Source organism: Micromonospora sp. NBC_00389 (genome assembly GCF_036059255.1).
In the GTDB taxonomy this organism is placed as follows: Bacteria; Actinomycetota; Actinomycetes; order Mycobacteriales; family Micromonosporaceae; genus Micromonospora.
This window is the reverse complement of record NZ_CP107947.1, coordinates 4465938-4483798: the sequence shown is the minus strand read 5'-3', so window position 1 is coordinate 4483798 and position 17861 is coordinate 4465938. Positions and strand designations below refer to the sequence as shown.

The 17861-nt window shown below is 68.3% G+C and carries 19 protein-coding genes and 2 pseudogenes; 13 read left to right on the top strand and 8 right to left on the bottom strand.

Translation table 11 applies throughout. The features are described 5' to 3' along the window. Positions 1-81: 81 nt before the first annotated feature. Positions 82-243: pseudogene (locus OG470_RS37300) on the bottom strand (IS1380 family transposase); the annotation flags it as partial. Positions 244-411: 168 nt separating this feature from the next. Between OG470_RS37300 and OG470_RS21395 the strand changes: the two are divergent. The 4 genes and pseudogenes from OG470_RS21395 to OG470_RS21380 form a co-directional block, all read left to right on the top strand. Then, positions 412-1197, top strand: a pseudogene (locus OG470_RS21395) (sigma factor-like helix-turn-helix DNA-binding protein); the annotation flags it as partial. A 32-nt stretch (positions 1198-1229) separates the two neighbouring features. Beyond that, the gene (locus OG470_RS21390; RefSeq protein WP_328414834.1) at positions 1230-2165 is read left to right on the top strand and encodes an NAD-dependent epimerase/dehydratase family protein; all 936 of its coding nucleotides are present in this window, start codon (positions 1230-1232) and stop codon (positions 2163-2165) included. Between the two features lie 340 nt (positions 2166-2505). Then, positions 2506-2826: a hypothetical protein gene (locus OG470_RS21385; protein WP_328414832.1), complete on the top strand. Its 321-nt coding sequence runs from the start codon at positions 2506-2508 to the stop codon at positions 2824-2826. 243 nt (positions 2827-3069) lie between these two features. Next, positions 3070-3471, top strand: coding sequence for a VOC family protein (locus OG470_RS21380; RefSeq protein WP_328414830.1), 402 nt, complete (start codon positions 3070-3072; stop codon positions 3469-3471). Positions 3472-3666: 195 nt separating this feature from the next. Here OG470_RS21380 and OG470_RS21375 read toward each other — a convergent pair whose 3' ends face one another. Then, positions 3667-4233, bottom strand: a complete 567-nt coding sequence (locus tag OG470_RS21375) for a transposase (RefSeq protein WP_328426516.1) — start codon at positions 4231-4233, stop codon at positions 3667-3669. Positions 4234-4253: 20 nt separating this feature from the next. Next, positions 4254-4745: a winged helix-turn-helix domain-containing protein gene (locus OG470_RS21370; RefSeq protein ID WP_328414828.1), complete on the bottom strand. Its 492-nt coding sequence runs from the start codon at positions 4743-4745 to the stop codon at positions 4254-4256. Positions 4746-4974: 229 nt separating this feature from the next. Here OG470_RS21370 and OG470_RS21365 point away from each other — a divergent pair, with 229 nt between their 5' ends. The 6 genes from OG470_RS21365 (at position 4975) to OG470_RS21340 (ending at position 11746) form a co-directional block, all read left to right on the top strand. Continuing rightward, positions 4975-5982: an ABC transporter ATP-binding protein gene (locus tag OG470_RS21365; RefSeq protein ID WP_328414827.1), complete on the top strand. Its 1008-nt coding sequence runs from the start codon at positions 4975-4977 to the stop codon at positions 5980-5982. Beyond that, on the top strand, positions 5979-7334 hold the full coding sequence (locus tag OG470_RS21360; RefSeq protein ID WP_328414826.1) for an ABC transporter permease: 1356 nt from the start codon (positions 5979-5981) through the stop codon (positions 7332-7334). Before OG470_RS21365 ends, OG470_RS21360 begins: the two co-directional genes overlap by 4 nt. A 140-nt stretch (positions 7335-7474) precedes the next feature. Next, positions 7475-10138 carry a bifunctional YncE family protein/alkaline phosphatase family protein gene (locus OG470_RS21355; protein WP_328414825.1) on the top strand — a complete coding sequence of 888 codons (2664 nt, stop codon included), beginning with the start codon at positions 7475-7477 and terminating at the stop codon, positions 10136-10138. Between the two features lie 22 nt (positions 10139-10160). Further along, positions 10161-10604 carry a PGPGW domain-containing protein gene (locus OG470_RS21350; protein WP_328414824.1) on the top strand — a complete coding sequence of 148 codons (444 nt, stop codon included), beginning with the start codon at positions 10161-10163 and terminating at the stop codon, positions 10602-10604. Positions 10605-10766: 162 nt separating this feature from the next. Continuing rightward, positions 10767-11252, top strand: coding sequence for a transposase (locus OG470_RS21345; RefSeq protein WP_328414822.1), 486 nt, complete (start codon positions 10767-10769; stop codon positions 11250-11252). After that, positions 11249-11746, top strand: coding sequence for an NUDIX domain-containing protein (locus OG470_RS21340; protein ID WP_328414820.1), 498 nt, complete (start codon positions 11249-11251; stop codon positions 11744-11746). Before OG470_RS21345 ends, OG470_RS21340 begins: the two co-directional genes overlap by 4 nt. A gap of 38 nt (positions 11747-11784) precedes the next feature. Here the strand turns inward: OG470_RS21340 and OG470_RS21335 are convergent, their stop codons facing one another. Next, positions 11785-12042: an integrase core domain-containing protein gene (locus OG470_RS21335; RefSeq protein ID WP_328414818.1), complete on the bottom strand. Its 258-nt coding sequence runs from the start codon at positions 12040-12042 to the stop codon at positions 11785-11787. A gap of 20 nt (positions 12043-12062) precedes the next feature. Here OG470_RS21335 and OG470_RS21330 point away from each other — a divergent pair, with 20 nt between their 5' ends. Continuing rightward, complete coding sequence (locus OG470_RS21330) at positions 12063-12332, top strand: hypothetical protein (protein ID WP_328414815.1); 270 nt, start codon at positions 12063-12065, stop codon at positions 12330-12332. 98 nt (positions 12333-12430) lie between these two features. Here the strand turns inward: OG470_RS21330 and OG470_RS21325 are convergent, their stop codons facing one another. Together OG470_RS21325 and OG470_RS21320 are read right to left on the bottom strand one after the other, a co-directional pair. Then, positions 12431-13642 carry an RNA polymerase sigma factor gene (locus tag OG470_RS21325; protein WP_328414814.1) on the bottom strand — a complete coding sequence of 404 codons (1212 nt, stop codon included), beginning with the start codon at positions 13640-13642 and terminating at the stop codon, positions 12431-12433. Further along, positions 13639-13845: a YciI family protein gene (locus OG470_RS21320; protein WP_328426514.1), complete on the bottom strand. Its 207-nt coding sequence runs from the start codon at positions 13843-13845 to the stop codon at positions 13639-13641. Before OG470_RS21320 ends, OG470_RS21325 begins: the two co-directional genes overlap by 4 nt. A gap of 154 nt (positions 13846-13999) precedes the next feature. Here OG470_RS21320 and OG470_RS21315 point away from each other — a divergent pair, with 154 nt between their 5' ends. After that, positions 14000-14878, top strand: a complete 879-nt coding sequence (locus tag OG470_RS21315; RefSeq protein ID WP_442930932.1) for an IS5 family transposase — start codon at positions 14000-14002, stop codon at positions 14876-14878. Positions 14879-14883: 5 nt separating this feature from the next. Here the strand turns inward: OG470_RS21315 and OG470_RS21310 are convergent, their stop codons facing one another. Continuing rightward, positions 14884-15042, bottom strand: coding sequence for a hypothetical protein (locus OG470_RS21310; RefSeq protein WP_328414811.1), 159 nt, complete (start codon positions 15040-15042; stop codon positions 14884-14886). 254 nt (positions 15043-15296) lie between these two features. Between OG470_RS21310 and OG470_RS21305 the strand changes: the two genes are divergently transcribed. Then, positions 15297-16790: an MFS transporter gene (locus OG470_RS21305; RefSeq protein ID WP_328414810.1), complete on the top strand. Its 1494-nt coding sequence runs from the start codon at positions 15297-15299 to the stop codon at positions 16788-16790. Between the two features lie 92 nt (positions 16791-16882). Here OG470_RS21305 and OG470_RS21300 read toward each other — a convergent pair whose 3' ends face one another. After that, entirely contained in the window at positions 16883-17566 is a 684-nt protein-coding gene (locus OG470_RS21300; RefSeq protein ID WP_328426512.1) for a DUF1062 domain-containing protein, read from the bottom strand. Positions 17567-17861 lie beyond the last annotated feature (295 nt).

Below are 17861 nucleotides of genomic sequence, written 5' to 3'. Positions count from 1 at the left end.
GATGCGGGTCGTGTGCTCCATGTCTCCTCCTGTGTCGGTGGCTGTGCCGACGGGTTGATAGGTCGTCACGCCATGGAGACACCGGCCGGGCCGCGGATGTGACATCGAGCGGGAGAAACGACTGGTCTGTTCGTCGTAGACGGCGTCGGTGTACTCGATCGTGGTCCAGGCGTCCTCGGGGATCGAGGAGATCGCGGTCTTGACCTTGGCGGCCAAGCGCGCGGTGACCGAGACGTCCGCCCCGACTTGAGTGCCGCGGCCGGGGCGCAGCGGAATGACCTTCCGTACGGGCGAGCGGAACGCGGCAGATCTGCGCACCTGATCTTCGTCACCGTCGTTCACATCGCCGCCCGTCGTGCCGGCAAACTCGGGGCGCCTCACGAGGCCGTAGCCGCGGGTGTCCCTGACGGCAGCGAAACGCGGGCACGCCGCGAGACCTACGTGGGCCGATGGCTCCCCGAGCCGCTGCTCGCGGGGGACCCGATGCTCGGCCCGGCCGACACCGCTGAGCAGCGCGAATCGGTCTCGTACGCGGTCCTCACCCTCATGGAGCGCCTGTCCCCCAACGAACGGGCCGTGTACGTGCTGCGGGAAGCCTTCGACTACCCGCACCGGGAGATCGCCGAGATCCTCGACATCACCGAGACCGCCAGCCAGCAGATCTTTCACCGTGCCAAGAGGCATGTCGCGTACGGCAAAGCCCGCAGCGAAATCGACCAGGCCGCCGCCCAGCGGATCGTCGAGGAGTTCCTCGCGGCCACCACCAGTGGCCAGACCGATGAGCTCGTACGCCTGCTCACCAAGGACGCCATCTCCATCGGCGACGGCGGAGGGAAGGTTCCGGCACGCACCAAGGCGTTCGAGGGAGCCGTCGCGGTCGCGAAGTTCGTGTGGGCCATGTTCAAGCCCGCCGAGGCCAAGCGCGCCATCGTCGGCGGCTCGCCCGAGATATACGCCTGGGCCGCCAATGGCGAACCCGCCGTTGTGGCCGTCGTGGAAGGCCGGGTCGTCGCCATCATGTGCCTGGAGGTCACCGCCGAGGGCATCACTGCCTGCCGTACCCAGGCAAACCCCGACAAGCTCGAACGCGCGACCGAGCAATGGGCGGCGGCCAACCATGGGGAGCCCCTGCTCATGATGGGACGTGTATCACCTTTGGCTCCTGTCAGGAATCGGCAGGCCATCCGGTTCAAGTGACAAATACGAACCGGACAGCAAGGGAGCCGACGATGAGAGTGCTGGTGGCAGGAGCGACCGGAGCGATGGGCAAGGAACTGGTGCCGCGTCTGGTCGATGCGGGACACGAGGTGTTCGCCATGATCCGCAGCGAATCTAACAAGGCCAGGGCATCACAGCTGGGCGCGGTACCGGTCATCGCCGATGCGCTGGATCGCGCCCAGGTCGAGGCGGCCGTGCGGCAGGCGGCCCCGGAGGTGATCGTTAACCAGCTGACCGCCATCGGGCACATCGACACCCGTCATTTCGAACGCAGCTTCGCCGCCACCGACCGGCTGCGGATCGAGGGCACCGACAACCTGCTCGCGGCCGCACGCGCCACAGGAGTACGACGGTTCGTCGCCCAGAGCAACGGCGCGTTTACCTACAACCGGACCGGCGGGCCGGTCAAGAACGAACAAGACCCCCTGGATCGCTCACCGATCGGCCAGATGGCCCCGATGATCGCCGCGATCGAGCACTTGGAGAAGGCCGTGCTGGGCGCCGCCTGGACCGAAGGGATCGTGCTGCGCTACGGCGCGTTCTACGGACCCGGCACCTCCATGGCGCTAGGCTCCGAGCAGCTCGAGATGATCCGCAACCGCAAGTTCCCGGTCGTCGGCGACGGCGGCGGGGTGTGGTCGTTCGTCCACATCGCCGACGCCGCCGAGGCCACGGTCGCAGCGGTAGAGAACGGCGGCCGCGGTGTCTACAACATCGTCGATGACGACCCCGCCCCGGTCGCCGAATGGCTGCCGGAACTGGCAGCGATGCTGGGCGCCAAGAAACCGATGCGCGTACCGCGGTTCATCGGACGGCTGGCCGCCGGACAGGCCGGCGTCGTACTCATGACCGAACTGCGCGGCGCATCCAACGCCAAGGCCAAGCGCGAACTGGGCTGGCACCCGACACACCCCACCTGGCGCCAAGGCCTCCAGGTTATGCCGTGACTTGCTGAGCGTCGTTCTTCCCGCCTCGGTAGGTATTCGGGGAGCCGAACGCCTGTCGAAGGGCAACCATCCAGCAAGGATGGCTGCCCTTCGACCGTGCCCGAGGTATCGCTGCCCCCTGGCCTATCAGCTTCGACTACGAGCATGATCTGGCGGCACCAGTGCACGCACATCGGCACGTCCGGACGGCAACCGGGCCAGCTCGGCGTGACGCTGCGTAGCGCGCGGATCGCGGCAGTTGAGGACGCGCGAGGGCCCAGTTGCGAGGGGCCGTGGGAGGAGCCGATCGCCTCGTGCGGCAGAGGACTCGACGTGGCATGGTCGCTCTACGATGGCCTGCATGCTGCCGATCGAGGATGATGCACTGCTGGGCATCCGGCGGAGCGCGGTGTACCGAACCGCCGTCTGGTTGGCTCGCGCGGCCAACCTTGTCCTGCTTCCGGTGGTTGTCTGGGGCATCATCTCCGTAGCGCAGATTGCGCCCACGCTGCCGCAACCGGTCTTCATGGGGGCCTGGGCAGTCGGCTGCGTGACACTCGTGCCCGCCGTGGTGCTGTTCTACCGCTCCGGCATCCCCTTCGAGCGCAGGGGCTTGACCTGGGTCACCGACGAGCGTGTTGGCAACGCGATCCTTCGGGATGTCTTTTGGCTCCGCCGCTGACGAGCAGTGGTTCTCGCCAAAGCCGTACCCGCGACAGCCGTACCCGCGACGGAGAGGCAGGCAACGGCTCATCGGCACGACCGCGCGCCGGCTTGACCCGGTTGTCGTGACGCTGCATAGCGCGCGGTCGGCGGCAAGAGAGGATGTTTGATCATGGGGTGGCGCGTCGAGATGAGCTGTCTTGACTTTAAGCAAGGTTCAGCTTGCAGCCTGATCGTCAATCGTCTGGACGGAGCTATCTGAATGATCGACCCGAACGTAAGTATTCGCCTCGCCCGGCCCACCCGGGACCTTGCGGCGGTCGAACGCTTCTATGTGCAGGGGCTGGGACTGGAGGTGCTCTACCGGGCTGCGGGCGGCCCCGGAGAACATGACCTGCTGATGCTGGGCTGGCGCGGGGCGTCATGGCATCTGGAACTGGTTGGGGGCCTAAGCCTCCCCGTGCAGCCGACACCGACGAGCGAAGATCTCCTTGTGCTCTATCTGTCCGAACCGATCGACGACGCGCTCGTGGCCCGCCTTAAACAGGCCGGCGGCAAGCGCGTCTCCCAAGGCGCGTACTGGGATCGGTGGGGTATCACGGTCGAAGATCCGGACGGTTATCGCCTCGTCCTTTCCAGCCGCTCGTGGTCCAACGCCGCGTAGTCGCCAGACAGCCCCCCAGCGGGAGGACAACGCTCGCTCTGCGGCAGATCCGGACGTCTGGGTGTCCCCTTTGGCTGGAGCGAGCTTGTCCTATCGCTGTGCTCTAATCCCGTCATGCATGTCGTCGTCACAGGCGCACTCGTTGAAAACGGCGCGGTCCTGCTACAGCGGTTGAAAGTCTGGGGTCTGTTTCGGTCATAGTGGTTCCGGTTCCAGGCTGAGTCCGGTCTGGGCGAGGAACCCGGGGATCAGGTCCGGTCGGTACTGAATGCGCTTGAGTCGGTTGCGGATGATCGCGGCGAGGTGGTCCACGCCGTCGACGGCCAGGTTGCCCAGGCTGGACTTCACCGTTGACCACAGGCCCTCGACCGGGTTGAGGTCGGGTGCGTACGCGGGTAGCTGGACCACGGTCAGCCACCGGTGGCGGGCGGCGATGAGCTGGCGCATCAGTGCGCTGGTGTGGGTGTTGACCCCGTCCCAGATCAGGATGATCGGGGCGTGGAGCTGGCGGTGCGCGGCGGTGACCAGGGTGGCGTAGTCGTCCTCGGACAGGCTGCGGCGTTCGCCTTTGCGTCCGCGGTGGACGCGGAGGCGGTAGAAGACGTGGCCGCGCTGGCCGGGCTTGTAGGAGATCAGTCCGGCGATCGAGACCCGACCCGAGCCCTTGCCGTTGACCCGCACGGTGGGTGCGTGGCCCTTGCGGGCCCAGGTGCGGGCCCTGGGCGGGCGGAGGGTCTGTCCGGCCTCGTCCTCGAAGACGATCCACGCTCCGGTCGCCGCCGCTAGCCTCGTACCTTCGCCCAGGTGGTGGCCCGCCAGGCGGCGATCGCGTCCTCGTCGCGTGGGGTCGCCCGATGTTTGGGCACCTGCGGGGTGTAGCCGATGCGGTGCAGCAGATAGGACACGCCGCGGAGGGTGTAGGAGACATGGAACAGTCGGCCGATCAGGGTGGCGACCCGGGCCAGGGTCCAGCGTTGGTCCTCGCGCCAGCCGTGTGCCGCCGGGCCGAGGTCCAACTCGGCCTGTAGCCGCAGCAGCTGGTCGGGCGAGAGCCGGGAGACGTTTCCACCGGGCCCGGTCGAGGCCAGGGCTGTCATTCCACCCGTGCGCCAGCGGCGCCGCCACTGGTAGACCGACTTCGTCGAGACCCGTAGCCGGGCCGCGACCTGCGTCGCCGGCACATCGACGGCGAACATCCGCGCGGCCTGCGTCCGTACCTGCTCCCGCTTGGCCCGTCCCGCAGCGGACAGGCCACCACTATCGGCGTACCTCATACCCCAGGCATAGATCCAAGCTGACCAGACGTCCATAGTGGTTGATCACATGTGACAAGCCAGACCAGACCCCGGCCATTCAACCGCTGTAGGCGTTTGGTTGGACGTTTGCAATACGTTCAGCAAATCGATCGGGTCAGGTCATCTGGCCTCCTTAGCTTCGCCGTCGAAGGAAGTTGGAGTTGGCAACTGTTTTTGGCTGCTCGCGGCCAGATGGGACGAAACCCCGATGCAACCAGCTGCTGCCGTTCGTGCGCGCGGCATCACCAAGACCTTCGGCGACGTCATCGCCCTCGACGGGGTCGATCTCGACCTCCCCGAGGGGCAGATCCACGGGCTCGTCGGGCCCAACGGCGCCGGCAAGACCACTCTCCTGGGCATGCTGCTGGGCCTGGCGGTGGCCGACGGCGGCTCACTGGAGATCCTCGGCTCACCGGTCGGGCGCATCCTGTCGGTGCCCGGCGGCGTCACGGGCTTCGTGGACGGCCCCGGTCTGTATCCCGAGCTGACGGCGCGCCAGAACCTTAAGGCCCTGGTCTCCCTGCGGAGCGGCGCCGGCCGCTCCGCCGACGTCGACGAGCTGCTCGACCGGGTCGGGCTCACCGAGGTGGCGGGTGACAGCGTCCGCGGCTTCTCGCTCGGCATGCGGCAGCGCCTCGGGCTGGCCGCCGCCCTGCTCGGCGAGCCGCGTCTGCTGGTCCTCGACGAACCGGCCAACGGCCTCGACCCCGCCGGCAAGCGACAGGTCCACCAGGTCCTCACCGACCTCGCCGAGGCCGGCGGCACCGTGGTCCTCTCCAGCCACCGCATGGACGACCTCGCGGCGCTCTGTGACGACGTCACCCTGCTGTCCACCGGCCGGGTCGTCTTCTCGGGCCCGGTGCACAAGCTGGCCACGGAGAGCGGCGAGCTCGACTACCGGCTCGTCACGACCGACGCCGACGGCGCACGCCGGCTCGCCGACGACATCCCGGGCCTGAGCCAGGTCGCGGGCCGGAAGTCGCAGTCGCAGTACGACGACCAGTCGGTCGTCGTGCGGGGCCCGGAGCCGGCCCTCGACGACCTGGTCGCCCGGCTCGTCGGCGCGGGCATCGCGGTCCGCGAGCTCGGCCCCGTCGTGCCCCCTCTGGAGGCCGCTTTCCTGGCGCTCACCGGCGCCGACGCCGACACCGACCCCGGCCCAGACGCCGACATCAGCCCTGCCTCCACCCCCGACCTCCAGGAGACCTCCCGATGACCGCGGCCATCGTCGATGCCCCCGTCCGCACGCAGCCACAGCCCGTGGCGCTGAGCCGCTGCTACACGTTCGAGCTGGTCAAGCTGGTCTCGCAGTGGCGCGTCCGGCTGGTCTTCCTGGCGTGCCTGCTCGCCCCGGCCATCTACACGGCGGTGATCAGCCAGCAGACCTCCCTTCCCGCCGACGCGGTCTACGGCCGCTGGATGAACCAGTCCGGCTGGGCGGGCTCCCTGGTCATCCTCGTCTTCATGGGCACGTTGGTGCTGCCCCTGCTCACCTGTCTCGTGGCCGGTGACGTCTTCGCCGTCGAGGACCGGCTCGGCACGTGGCGGCACCTGATGGTCGCGGTGCGCTCGCCGCGCCGGATCTTCGTGTCCAAGGCGATGGCCGCGCTCACCGTCACCCTGGCGCTTCTCGCCGCACTCCTCGTGTCGTCGCTGGCCGGCGGCCTGCTGGCGCTCGGCACCCAGCCGATGCCGGGACTGGACGGGCACATCATGGACTCCGGTGAGCTCACCCGGACGGTCCTCCTCGGCTGGCTGACCATCGTCCCGCCCACGCTCGCCTTCTCCGCGGTCGGCCTGCTCGGGTCGGTCGCGCTGGGGCGCTCCCCGCTGGGCCTACTGATGCCGGTGGTCATCGCGCTCATCCTCGAAGGTGTCCAGCTGATGCCGGTCCCGGTGGCGCTCCGGGTGGCGACGCCGATGAACGCCTTCATTACCTACCGCGGCCTCTTCATGGCCCCAGGTCAGCTCGGGTCGCTGTGGATCGGGCTCGCCGTCAGCCTGGCCTGGACGGCGCTGGCCACCTACCTCGCCTACCGGCTCTTCGTGCGTCGCGACTTCACCGACCTGGCCTACGACGGCATGGGCCGCCGCTTCCTGGTCGCGGGTCTGGCCCCGCTGGCGGGCCTGGCCGCGGTCACGACCGTGGTCGTCGCCGTGACCACGGGTGCCACCGGCACGGGCATCGAGCGGCCCAAGCTCGAGGCCTCGCTGGCGACGTCGTTCTCGCACCTGTACGTCCTGCAGACCGAGCAGCTCAACCGGCAGGCGGTCACCGAGGAGCAGCTCCACGCCACGGCCAAGTGCGACAAGGCCGGGGAGCGCGTCGAGGACCACGGTCCGGGCGCCGACTGGCGCTGCGTCGTGACGTGGACCCTCCCTGGTGCGACCGCGACCGCCGACGCGATCTATCAGCTCGAGGTGACCGCGGACGGACGGTACGTCGCCGACGGCGACGGGCCAATCCAGGTCAACGGGTTCTTCCAGGTCGCCACCCCCCTGGGTGACCGACCGAACCCGCTGTGGCAGTTCGACGGAGTCGTTGACCTGCTGGCAACTACAAAGTGAAGGGAATGCAGATGAATGTAAGGCGCAACCGCGTCGTGAAGCGGCCTCGTCGTCGCCTCCTGCGCTCGTTGCCCACCGGCCTCGTGGCCGGCGGCGTGGCCCTCGCGGTCATTACGGGTGGTGTTGCCTACGGTTCCACCATGGGTTTCGGTGAGAATCTGGTCGGCGAGGAGTACACCGACGGCCTGCAGGTCTCCTCCAACCAGATCATCAAGCCGCTCGGCGAGCGGCTCGTGACCAACTACGGCAAGTTCATGGGCTCCACGATCAGCCCCGACGGCCGCTTCCTGGCCGCGACCGCCAACGACCGGTCGATCTCGCTGCAGATCTTCGACCTGGAGACCTACCACCTGATCTTCCGCGCGGGCACCGCCTCGGGCGCCAACCTGCGTCCGTCCGACAACACCGTCGGCCAGGAGAGCCCCCTCTACTCCCCCGACGGCAAGTTCCTCTTCATGCCGAACGCGACCGGCATCACCCGGTTCCCGGTCAACGCCGACGGCACCCTGGCGGCCGGCACCAAGATCGCCATCCCCAACCTGACCGGCCCCACCCGTCAGGCGCTCACCGCCGGCATGACGTTCTCGCCCGACGGCAGCACGCTGTACGCCGCCGTCAACGGCCAGAACTCGGTGGTCACGATCGACCCGGTTGCCGGCACCATCAAGGCGACCTACCCCGTCGGCATCGCGCCGCGTCAGCTGAAGTTCGTCGGCACCAAGCTCTACGTCAGCGACGAGGGCGGCCGCCTGGCCCAGCCGGGTGAGGACACCATCAAGTCCTACGGCACCAACGTCCCGGCGGACCCGGTGCTCGGCACCTCGACCACCGGTGTCCTCAGCGTCATCGACACGGCCAACGCCGCGGCGCCCATCGGCCAGATCGAGGTCGGTCTCCACCCGACCGACATGCACCTCGAGGGCAGCGCGCTCTACGTGGCCAACACCAACGACGACACCATCTCGGTGGTCGACACCACCACGGACAAGGTCGTCCAGACGATCGAGACCAAGCCCTGGCAGAGCTCGGAGGTCGGCTACGAGCCCGACGCGATCGCCGTGTACAACGGCCGTCTGCTCGTCAGCCTCGGCCGCGTCAACGCGATCGCCGTCTACAAGCTCGGCGAGAGCGCGCTCGACCCGGTCAGCTACGTCGGCCTCGTCCCGACCGACTACTACCCCGAGGACGTCTTCGCGGTCGACGACCAGATCGTCGTGGCCAACCGCCGCGGCATCGACGCCCGGGGCCCGGCCATCACCTACAACCAGGGCTTCGGCACCACCCCGGCGACCGGCCACGGCACCCACGCCACGACCGCCTCGCTGACCCGCTTCACCCTCCCCTCCGACAGCGAGATCAGGGACACCTACACCCCGCAGGTCTTCAAGCAGAACGGCTGGGGCGGCGCGGACAGCGACGTCAAGCGCGCCGTCCCGGGCAGCAACGTGGCGCCCCGCCCCGTGCCCCGGCGCATCGGTGACCACTCCACGATCAAGCACGTCTTCATGCTGGTCAAGGAGAACCGCACCTACGACCAGGTCCACGGCGACATGCCCGAGGGCAACGGCGACCCGTCGCTGGCACAGTTCGGCGAGCAGGTCACGCCCAACATCCACGCGCTTTCGCGCCAGTTCGGTCTCTACGACAACACCTACGACGTCGGCACCAACTCCGCCGAGGGTCACAACTGGATCATGCAGGGTGACAACCCGGAGTACACCGAGTCCAGCGCCGGCGAGTACGTCCGCAGCTACGACACGCAGGAGGATGTGCTGGGCCACCAGCGCTCGGGCTTCCTGTGGACCGCCGTCCAGGACGCCGGCCACACCGCCAAGAACTTCGGCGAGTTCGTCTACTCCTCGAGCGGCAAGCCGGCCGGCTCGACCTGGCAGCAGTACTACTGCGCCAACCAGTCCGTCGAGGCCGGCGGCGACCCGGCGCAGCTGACCAGCCCCGCACTCAAGGGCGACTACGGCTCCCCGATCCCGTCGCTCAACGACATCACCGTCCCGGAGGCACCGCCGTTCGACATGCAGATCCCGGACCTGTACCGGTACCAGATCTGGAAGCAGGACTTCGAGAAGAACGGTCCGGCCGAGTTCAACATGGTGTGGCTCTCCGACGACCACACCGGTGGTCCGGTCTCGCAGCGGTCGAACGTCGCCGGTGGCGACCTGGCCCTGGGCAAGATCGTCGAGACGATCTCGCACAGCCCGTACTGGAAGGACTCCGCGATCTTCGTGGTCGAGGACGACAGCCAGGCCGGCCCTGACCACGTCGACGGCCACCGGGCCCCGATCCAGGTCATCAGCCCCTACGCCGTCCACGGCAAGACGGTCTCGACCTACTACTCCCAGATCAACATGGTCCGCACCATCGAGCAGATCCTGGGCGCGGAGCCGCTGAACCAGAAGGTCGCCGCGGCCACCCCGATGTACGACGCCTTCACGCCCAAGGCCGACTTCACGCCGTACACCGCGAAGGCCAACAACATCTCGCTGACCGAGAACATCAACACCGCGCCCGCGTGCGGCCTCGACACGCCGACCGGCGCCAACGCGGCCGCCCTCCAGGGCCCGGTGCCGGCGAACTTCGTCTCCTACTCGGAGGAGTGGGACAAGTGGGTGTCCAAGCAGCGCCTCACCGGCAAGTGGGCGCAGGCCGACTACGCGAACCCGGCGCTGATGAACCGGTACACGTGGTACGGCGCCCACAACTGGGACCTGCCCTACCCGGGCGACTCCAAGATCTACCTGCCGAAGGACGTCCCGGGCGCAGCCCTGCCCGGCACCGACGTCGACTGATGTCGCGTCACTGACGGATCCCATGACGGAGAATCAGGCGGCCCACCGGGAGATCCCCGGTGGGCCGCCGTTCCGCACGCCGGCCGCCGCCCCCGGCCGGCCGGTCGAGCTCGCGCTGGTGCCGGACCCACGGTCCTCCGCCCGCCCGGGTCGCCCGTTCAGCCAGCGCACCGTGTTCACCGCGCTGGGCTGGGTGCAGCTGGTCGCCGGCGCACTGTTGTTCCCCCTCCCCGGGCCGGGCCTGCTCCTGCTCGCGCTGGGGATGGCGACGCTGGCCAAGCACCACCCCTGGGCGGCCGAGCGCGTGCACAGCTTCAAGCGCCGTGCGCTGGTGAAGGTGGCCCATGGCGTGCGGACGCTGACCAGAGCGGTCTGCTTGTTCGTGATCACCCTGGCCAACACGCTGGCGGGCCTGCCGTGGGTGTGGTCGCCGAAGCAGCCGCGATGGTGGGCGCTGCCCTCGTAGACCTGGCTGCCCGGGGCTCTGGGCCGGGGTCAGCCACATGGTCTCCGGGGTGGTGACCCTGGCGCTCGTGGTCTACGGCTGGCGACGCTTCCACGGTCACCCCGACCGGGTCGCCGCCCTCGAGGCGGCGGCCGGCCCCCGGCGCTCGGGAGACGCCCCACCGTGCGGGTCAACGGCAAGGGCTCGGGTCGGGTCTCGATCGCCGGACTGATCTCCTACAAGCCCGGCCAGCGCGGCCACGTCTTCTACCGCCTCCGCGTCCACCGCGGACGCAAAGGCGAACGCCGCAGCCTGTCCGAGGACGACTACGCCACCCTGGTCACCGCCGCGCACCGCCAGCTCCACGCCCCGATCATCCTGATCTGGGACGGGGTCAACACCCACACCAGCGCACTGATGCGCCAGCTCATCGCCGCCCGCCACCGGTGGCTGACCGTGGTCCAGCTACCCGCGTACGCACCCGACCTCAACCCGGTCGAGGGCCTGTGGTCAACGGTGAAGTCCAGCCTGGGCAACCTGGCCGTCGACGGCGTGGACCACCTCGCCGCGATCATCCGCAACCGACTCAAGCGCATTCAGTACCGACCGGACCTGATCCCCGGGTTCCTCGCCCAGACCGGACTCAGCCTGGAACCGGAACCACTATGACCGAAACAGACCCCAGACTTTCAACCGCTGTAGTACACCGCAGGCCGACCAAACGGGTATACCCAGATGTCTGGGATCTGCCCGGGGGGCAGGTCGAAGCGGGTGAGTCGGAACTACAAGCCCTCGCGCGTGAGATGCACGAGGAGCTCGGTGTCCACATTGTGGCCGAGTCCGCTTCACGGCTGGGCGTCTTGCATGCCGGCAGTGGTGAGGACGCCGTTCACGTGGGCGTCTGGCAAATTGGAGACTGGGTTGGCTCTCCGACCAACCGTGCACCTGACGAGCATGACGACATCGCATGGATCGGGATCAGCGAGCTGGGCGGCCTTCCCCTCGTGCATGGCGTCTTGGCGGCATTGGTTCGTTCTCTGCCTGAGTTTGAGTGCGCGCGCAGGCGCTCAGATGTCACCGACTGTAACCAGGACGACCGAGGAACCAAGGCCGACTGTCGTGCATGTGCTGGGACGGATTCGTCAAGCAGGTGGTGGGACTAGACATCTGCCGGCGGCCGTGTGCAACCGACGGTGATCGTTTACGCCTGGGTCGTGGTCTTTTGCTTGAGGCGTTCGTAGGGGGTTTGGCCGCCGAGGCCGCCGTGGGGGCGATGGTAGTTGTAGTAGTCCTCCCATTCGCGGAGCTTGTCGTTGAAGACTTGGGCGTCGTCGATGACGACACCGTCGAGCATCCGGTAGAACTCCTCGGCGTCGATGCGGTGGGATCTCTCCACCTTGCCGTTGAGCCGCAGCGTTCGTGGCTTGATGTAGGCGTGGTGGATGCCTTTGTCCAGCACGTGATGCCGACGTACCCGCCGTGGGCACGGTCTTCCAGGTGGTGGCAGGTGAGCTGACGCTCGTCGTGACGGACTCGGTGAGGCTGGCCGTCATCTGCCGTCATCTGCCATCTCGACGGCGCTGGCGGATCAACCGACGCGACTCCGATCAGTGCGGAGTCGACCGGACCGACGCCGACCCGCGCTGCGCTGACAGCACGTGGAACGGCCGGTCGATTCCGCTGACGCGCCTCGCCGCGCTGACGCCGCGCCTGCTCGGGCCAGCACGACCAGGCGTGGCGAGTCGTTGAGTACGTCCTACTTTGAGGATCTGCCCTCCGTGGCGTGGATCGCGAACCTCGCAGCGCCGAAGCTGCGCGTGACCTAGTGGAGGGGTTTGGGGCAGAATCTATGTTCTCACCCGGCTGGCCCGGGACCCCAGGTAGCGTTGCTCGGCGATGCTGGCGGTGGACTTCGCGGCGCGCCGGTAGTGCTCGTACGCCCCGGCCATGTCGCCGGCCTTCTCGAGCAGATGCGCCCGTACGGACAGCAGCCGGTGATGCCCGGCCATCCGCTCGTCGCTGTCCAATGTGGATAGCAGGGCCAGCCCGGCCAGCGGGCCCTCGGTCTCGGCGAGCGCGATCGCCCGGTTGAGGGTGACCATCGGGTTGGACGCGATCCGTTCCAGGATCAGGTAAAGGGTGTGCACCTGCGGCCAGTTGGTCTCCTCGGCCGTGGCCGCGTCGTCGTGCGTGGCGGCGATGGCGGCCTGCAGCTGATAAGGCCCCAGCGCCGGGCCGGCCAGCGACGCCTTGACCAGCTCGATGCCCTCGTCGATCAGCCCTCGGTCCCACTTCGTACGGTCCTGCTCGTCCAGCGGCACCAGGTCACCGGCCGCCGTCGTACGTGCCTCCCGGCGAGCGTGGGTCAGCAGCATCAGCGCGAGCAGCCCGGTCACCTCGCCGTCCTCGGGCAGCTGCGCGTGCACCATCCTGGCCAGCCGGATCGCCTCGTGCGCGAGGTCGGCGCGGTGCAACTCGCTGCCCGAGGAGGCGGTGTAGCCCTCGTTGAAGATCAGGTACAGCACGTGCAGGACGACCCGTAGCCGCTCCTCGCGCTCCGCGCCGTCCGGCAGCCTGAACGAGCTGCCGGCGGCCTTGATGCGCTGCTTGGCCCGGCTGATCCTGGCCGCCATCGTGGCCTCCGGCACCAGGAATGCGTGGGCGATCTCGGCAGTGGTCAGGCCGCCGACCGCCCGCAGCGTGAGGGCGGTCTGGGAGGCCGCGGTCAGCGTCGGATGGCAGCACAGGAACAGCAGAACGAGTGAGTCGTCGGTGTCCGGTACATCCTCGGGCACCACCTCGGCGGCCGTCGCCGACTCCCGCTCGCGGCGCGCCTGGTCACTTCGCATCTGGTCGATGAGCCGCCGGGACGCGACAGTCACCAGCCAGCCGCGCGGGTTGTTCGGCACTCCCTCGGCCGGCCACTGCACGGCGGCGGCGAGCACGGCCTCCTGCACGGCGTCCTCACATCCTTCGAACTGGCCGTGCCGACGTACCAACGCGCCGAGGACCTGCGGCGTGAGCTCACGCAGCAGGTCCTCGGCGGCTGGCACCGTCATGCCTCCAATTGTCCGTCAGCGAACATCACCTGCCGCACCTCGACCCCCAGACCCTCGATTCCGCTGTCCGGGATCTGCAATGCCAGCTCGATTGCCCGCTCCTTGTTCTCGCAGTCGATCAGGTAGAAACCGCCCAGATACTCCTTGGACTCCAGGAAAGGGCCGTCAGTCACCACCGGCTGGCCGTTGCGTACGGATACCACAACGGCCTGTGACGGGTCGGCTAAGGCGTGTTTCAAAAGTGGAGTCTGATCGAAGTCACCGCGTGGCGGTGATCGACAGCTGAAGAGGTCTCCGGTAACTGGTTCTGCGACCAAGCAAGAACTTCATACCGGAGACCTCGTGCCCAGCGTAGCGGTGACGAGGCGGCATGACCTGACCGACGGGCAGTGGGCTGTTCTGGCTCCGTTGCTGCCTGCCGCGCCGAGGACGGGTCGTCCGCCGAAGTGGAAGAAACGACAGCTCATTGACGGGATCCGGTGGCGGATCCGGATCGGTGCCCCGTGGCGTGACGTCCCGTCCGAGTACGCGCCCTGGCCCACCGTCTACGGCCTGTTCCGCCGCTGGCAGCGTGACGGAACCTGGGACAAGATCCTGTCCGCGCTGCAAGCCGCTGGCGACGCGACCGGCCGGATCGGTTGGACGGTGAGCGTGGACTCGATGACCAGCCGCGCCCACCAGCACGCCGCCGGAGCCCGCACCGACGGGCATCTGCAGAAGGAGCCGCCCGGCGGGGTGCACGACGAGCCGGCCGATCACGCGCTGGGCCGATCGCGCGGCGGGCTGACCACCAAGACTCATCTGGCCTGCGAGCAGGGACAGAAGGTCCTCTCCCTGATCGTGACCGCCGGGCACCGTGGTGACAGCCCGCAGTTCATCCCCGTCCTGCGCCGCATCCATGTGACCCGCCTCGGCGTGGGTCGACCCCGCACCTGCCCCGACCTGGTCTTGGCCGACAAGGCCTACACCAGCCGCGGCAACCGCAGTCATCTGCGCTCACGCGGGATCCAGGCCTGCATCCCCAGCAAGACCGACCAGGACGCCCATCGCAAGGCCAAAGGCTCCAAGGGTGGCCGCCCACCCGCGTTCGACAAGGACCTCTACCGGCTACGCCACGCCGTGGAGAACGGCATCAACCGGCTCAAACGCCACCGCGGCGTCGCCACCCGCTACGACAAGCTGGCAGTCCGCTTCCAAGCCGTTCTCACCATCACGATCATCACCGAGTGGCTCTGACCGGCTTATGAAACACGCCTTAGCGCCTGCGTGTTGATCAACTCGCCGGACGCCTTCAGCGCCTTGATGAACTCGCCGTGGCCGTCGCCGATCGCCGCCTTCTCCTCGTCGGTCAGCGCGTCCAGCACGGCCGGGTTGATATGCATGCTGATCAGGAACTTCACCTCGTACTCCTCGTCGTTCGCGAGCCCCGGCTGGGCCCTTCACCCGGTTGGTCGGACCCGCCGCCGCCGTCTTGACATCCCCCGCCAGAACTTACGCATGAGTTTTCGCCGTCGCATCGCCGGACCGCGAGATCGCCATTTCAGGTGCCCCCCGCCGTGGCAGCCGCGGGAGATTTCCGTCCGTCCCGATGTCAAGAAACTCTCGACCGCTCCGACCAACTGGCGAAACGTCGAGAGAACAGGAAGTTTCGGATATGCGAGTCAACCGGGCATGGCTGGGACTGGTCGTCCTCATGCTGCCGACATTGCTCGTCGCGATCGACGCGACGGCGTTGCTCCTCGCGCTCCCACGGCTGAGCGCTGACCTGGGTGCCACCAACGTCCAGCAGCTGTGGATCAGTGACAGCTACGGATTCATGGTGGCCGGCCTGGTCATCACGATGGGTACGCTCGGCGACCGGATCGGCCGCCGGCGGCTGCTGATGATCGGCGGAGCGGCGTTCCTGGTGCTGTCGGTTCTGGCCGCCTTCGCGGTCAGCCCGCTGATGCTGATCCTCGCGCGTGCGCTGCTGGGCGTCGCCGGCGCGACCCTGGCGCCGTCCACCCTCGCCTTGATCACCAACATGTTCCGCGACGAACGGCAGCGTGGGCAGGCCATCGCGATCTGGGCGACCTGCCAGTTCACCGGCGGCGCGCTCGGACCCGTACTCGCCGGACTCCTGCTCCAGCACTTCTGGTGGGGATCGGTGTTCCTGGCCGCCGTACCGGCGATGGCGTTGCTGCTGCTCGCTGGGCCGGTCCTGCTGCCGGAGTTCCGCACCGACCAGCCCGGCCGGCTGGACCTGGCCAGCGTCGGGCTGTCGCTCCTGGCGGTGCTTTTGATGGTCTACGGCATTAAGCAGCTCACCGTCGAGAGCGTGCCAGTCGTCCCGACGGTGGCCCTCGTCGCCGGCGGGGCCATCGGATTGCTGTTCGTACACCGGCAACTGCGGCTGGAGACGCCGCTGCTGGATCTGCGGCTGTTCCGCAACCGCCCGTTCACGGCCGTACTCGTCGCGCTGGTCTTCGCCGGCATCGCCATGGCTGGTACGGGCCTGCTGGTGACCCAGTACCTACAGAGCGTGCTGGGCTTCTCGCCGGTCGCGTCGGCGGTGCTGTTCGCACCAATGGGCCTGGGCGTGGCGGTCGGCACCATGGCCGCGCCGGCGCTGGCCCGACGGATGAAGCAGACGACCGCGATCGCCGGCGGGCTGGCGGGGTCGGCGCTGGGCAGCCTGCTGCTGGTCGGCGTTGACGGTGCGAGGGCCCTGCCGCTGGTGATGATCGGCATCGCCGTCCTGGCGCTGGGCACCGGCCCGCTGTTCGCGCTGGGCACCGGGCTGGTCGTCGGGTCCGTACCGCCCGAGCGCGCCGGTTCGGCGGCGTCGATGTCGGAGACCGGCAACTACTTCGGCGGTTCGCTCGGCTTCGCGCTGCTCGGCGTGGTGGCCGCGGTGGTCTACCGCAGCCGGATGGACGGCACGTCCGACTCGCTGGCCGGCGCGGTCGCAGCCAGCCAACACCTTCCCGCCAGCCAGGGCGCGGAACTGCTGCACACCGCGGGGGAGGCGTTCACCGCCAGCCTGCACGTCACCGGCGTCTTCGCCGCGGTCATCTTCGCCGGGCTGGCCGTACTGATCCTGACCATGCGCCCGGCAACCCGGACCACCCCGGCCACACTCCCCGACTACGAGGCGACTCGCTCATAGAACCATGCCGAGGCCGACGTCGTGGTTGTCATAACCGAACGCGGCACCAAACGCCCTGTCATCGGCACGTCCGGATGTATGCACCCGGGCGTTCACCTTCGTCGCCGGTATCGGGCCGGCCCTGACCTTCGTTCGCGCCCGGTCATGAGCGACCGCGCGCTGACCGCCGCGTGATGCAGTCCGGGGCAAGGCCACCTTGCCTCTCGTCCCGGCTCAGGCCCACGGCGGCGGCTCATGGCAGGACGAACGAGAGGTCCCTGTGAGTTCTGCGGTTCAGCGGAATGCTGATCTTGACGCGGCGAGCGATCTCCCCGCAGCTGATGCCCAGCCCCTTGGGCGATGAGCCGTTCGGGGCGAAGAGGTACGGGGTCGTCGAAGATGACCGGAACCTGGACGGGCCAGGGGCTTTCGGGAGGGGACGGGGCGAGCAGTTCCCAGCATGAGTCCCACTCCAGGGCGAACCGGTTGCGCCGGGCGATCAGCGGGTCGAGAGGGACGCGGGCGACGAGGGCAGAGCAGTTGCCGGAGTAGTCCTCCAGAAGGATCGGATCCAGGTACCGGACCGGGACGCGATCGTGAACGGTGATTTTGCTGGTTCGGTCGCAGGAAACGCAGGCAACCAGGAGCCAGATGTCGAGGAGTTTGCCGTCGGCATTGACGCGGAACTTCCCGTCGCCGGTGCTGGCGAGGCCGGAATGGCAGTGGACGCAGTGGAACGCGAGCAGGGGAAGGCGCGTGCGCCGAAGGGTCCAGGACAGCACGATATGAGGACGCATAGACATGATCTCTCTGAAGACCTGACGGAAGGCATGGGAAAGAGCCGACGGCGACGTCGGCGACCGATGCACGGGGAAGGTGTCAGGTCTAAAGAGCAGGCGGTGTCACGCGGGGTGAAGTCCTCTTGTGAGTGGGTCGGAGAAGAAAGATCCAGTTACAAGGTAGGGCGGGACGGGCTGGCGAGGCCACCCATTTTTGTCCTGGTGCCGAGCACTGAGGGGCGGGGTCGGCGAGCTGGGCGTCGACCACGCGCCGATCGCCGCCGCGGCCCCGTTTCTGCCGTATTCCGGCCGC

Coding starts and splice junctions, on each gene's coding strand:
- OG470_RS21390 (WP_328414834.1), top strand. CDS start 1,230: ATGAGAGTGCTGGTGGCAGGAGCGACCGGAGCGATGGGCAAGGAACTG.
- OG470_RS21325 (WP_328414814.1), bottom strand. CDS start 13,642: ATGACGGTGCCAGCCGCCGAGGACCTGCTGCGTGAGCTCACGCCGCAG.
- OG470_RS21355 (WP_328414825.1), top strand. CDS start 7,475: ATGGGTTTCGGTGAGAATCTGGTCGGCGAGGAGTACACCGACGGCCTG.
- OG470_RS21365 (WP_328414827.1), top strand. CDS start 4,975: ATGCAACCAGCTGCTGCCGTTCGTGCGCGCGGCATCACCAAGACCTTC.
- OG470_RS21300 (WP_328426512.1), bottom strand. CDS start 17,566: ATGCGTCCTCATATCGTGCTGTCCTGGACCCTTCGGCGCACGCGCCTT.
- OG470_RS21340 (WP_328414820.1), top strand. CDS start 11,249: ATGACCGAAACAGACCCCAGACTTTCAACCGCTGTAGTACACCGCAGG.
- OG470_RS21350 (WP_328414824.1), top strand. CDS start 10,161: ATGACGGAGAATCAGGCGGCCCACCGGGAGATCCCCGGTGGGCCGCCG.
- OG470_RS21380 (WP_328414830.1), top strand. CDS start 3,070: ATGATCGACCCGAACGTAAGTATTCGCCTCGCCCGGCCCACCCGGGAC.
- OG470_RS21360 (WP_328414826.1), top strand. CDS start 5,979: ATGACCGCGGCCATCGTCGATGCCCCCGTCCGCACGCAGCCACAGCCC.
- OG470_RS21370 (WP_328414828.1), bottom strand. CDS start 4,745: ATGAGGTACGCCGATAGTGGTGGCCTGTCCGCTGCGGGACGGGCCAAG.
- OG470_RS21385 (WP_328414832.1), top strand. CDS start 2,506: ATGCTGCCGATCGAGGATGATGCACTGCTGGGCATCCGGCGGAGCGCG.
- OG470_RS21305 (WP_328414810.1), top strand. CDS start 15,297: ATGCGAGTCAACCGGGCATGGCTGGGACTGGTCGTCCTCATGCTGCCG.